The 1,948-nt window shown below is 43.6% G+C and carries 3 protein-coding genes; all 3 read right to left on the bottom strand.

The genetic code is table 11. The annotated features are described in order from the left end of the window. Window positions 1–390 (bottom strand): hypothetical protein (locus GY843_RS20075; protein WP_297312356.1); only part of this gene is annotated, 390 nt, incomplete at its 3' end. A gap of 49 nt (window positions 391–439) precedes the next feature. Then, window positions 440–1,711 carry a hypothetical protein gene (locus GY843_RS20070; RefSeq protein ID WP_297312353.1) on the bottom strand — a complete coding sequence of 424 codons (1,272 nt, stop codon included), beginning with the start codon at window positions 1,709–1,711 and terminating at the stop codon, window positions 440–442. Window positions 1,712–1,713: 2 nt separating this feature from the next. After that, a partial coding sequence (locus GY843_RS20065) for a hypothetical protein (protein WP_297312351.1) occupies window positions 1,714–1,948 on the bottom strand: 235 nt, incomplete at its 5' end.

Genomic DNA, 1,948 nt, shown 5'->3' with positions numbered 1-1,948 from the left:
TTTGCCTTCAAGTGTATTACCTAATAAATTACCAACTGCAGGTGCTGCAAGAGCACCAATTCCACGGATCGCTGCTCCATATTTACCTCCAACTCTACGGCCTATTGCTTCAGTTGCGGCTAGTGTTGCAGCGCCACCGACAGCAGTGCCTGCTGCATCTAAAGTCCTACCCTGAGTAAGATCTGTTGCGACTAAACCAATTGTTGGAAGAGCTAAAGCACCTCCCATCAACTGCCCTCTTGGAAATAAAGCTCCTGCCCTTTGACTAGCTGCTGTTGCTTTATTGCCCAGGTTGGAAGCCATGTTCCGAACATTTTGCTTAAAAGATCCTACCGTTGGATCAGCTGCTGCATTATAACCAGGGCTATTTGGGTTGTAGTAGTACTCCATATTTTACCTAGTTTTTAATTTGTTGTCTGTTAAACAAATTCTATATCAACTAAACCATAGGACGAGTAACACCATACTCTTGTGTAGTTGGTAAATCAGATTGTCCTGCAGAAGCAATCATTGTATTAACAAACTTACCAGCTAAAGCTCCACCTAAAGCACCCGCTGCACCTAATGCAGCAACAGTACGAGCACGTGGACGATACTTGTCAACACGTTCACCTGTTCTTCCAGCGGAACCTGCATTACGTTTAACCTTTGTTTGTCCTTCACGATAAACTGTTTTATCTTTAGGCATTGGGCCAGGGATATCTTCAGACATGTCATTTACATTCCCTACTTTTTGTTGGTATGGTCCCATGCCTCCTGGTACTCTTTCTTCGCCTACATCACGAAGTAAGCCTCCTCGAATAGCTGTTGCTCCTCCTAATAAAGCACCCGCTGCTTCAAAGCCGACAGGAAAACCTGCAACAAGAGCTTCTGGTTTACCTTCTAAATTTTCTGATGTATATTTCAATGCGCCTGTACTTCCAAGTAAAGCACCTGCTCCTGCTGCTGCTACACTTCCACCGATAACTGTTTTTAATTTATTCTTACCTGCTAGTAAAGCTGCTGCTGTACCTGCTCCTGCAATAGCAGCGCCTGGTGCAATACCAGATGTTTTATCGCTATACAACATATTCATATAATTTGCATACCGTTCTTTTGTCAGATCAGGTATGTCTTCTTGTGCAGTGGCAAACTTTAAAGGTTTTCCTCGCCTACCCAATGCAAAGCGATCAATTACTTCACCTGCAGGATTACTAGTCTCTCTTCTGTCTTCTGAGCCTGGTGCTGAATAATTTTGCTGAAAACCTTTTGCACGTCCAAATTCACCTAAATTTGTATAATCAGCTACGCCTAAAGTTGCGGCTACAGGAATACCCACACCTGCCAGTTCAATTGCAGCACGTTGTGCTGAATTGTAATTATAAATATTGTCCCCCATGACTTGCTCAGCAAATACATCAGCAATTGCCTGTGGATGGTTGTAACGCCAGTAGTTATGACGTGTTGCATCATCAGCTACATCAGTGAGAAGACGAGCACCGAGAGCGCCTGCCATCTGAGCTGGTGTTCGTGCTGTGACACCCTTCTGCGACAGGGCATCATAGTAACCACCTGCTAGTCCAGGGATCACACTATGGCTATAGCGTTTCTTTACTTGCTTGCCAGCTGTTTTCTTGCCAAATTTTATATCGGCTAATTCGTCTTGTGTTTCCACACCGGTCTTAAAACCCTGTTTAATATTCCGGCCAACTTCTCTAACTCTGTTAAACATGATCAAAGCCCCATAATTCTAGCCATGGCCCGTTCATCCATTTGGATAGTTGGACCTTGATCATTTTGAATCTGTTCCATCAAGGCATTATTAGAAGGTAAACCAATATTTTGTAATAATGTGTCAGGCATGTAAGCACCTGCTAACTGATTAGGTGCATCGTTAATTACTGCACGTTGTACTGTTTGTTGATCAATTTGTTTTGTCTGTGCGCCTTGAGCACCTTGTTCTACACCC

It is taken from the genome of Neptuniibacter sp., from assembly GCF_024231755.1.
Taxonomy (GTDB): Bacteria; Pseudomonadota; Gammaproteobacteria; order Pseudomonadales; family Balneatricaceae; genus Neptuniibacter.
Note: the sequence above shows the minus strand (reverse complement) of the source record. Positions and strands in the feature narration are given on the sequence as shown.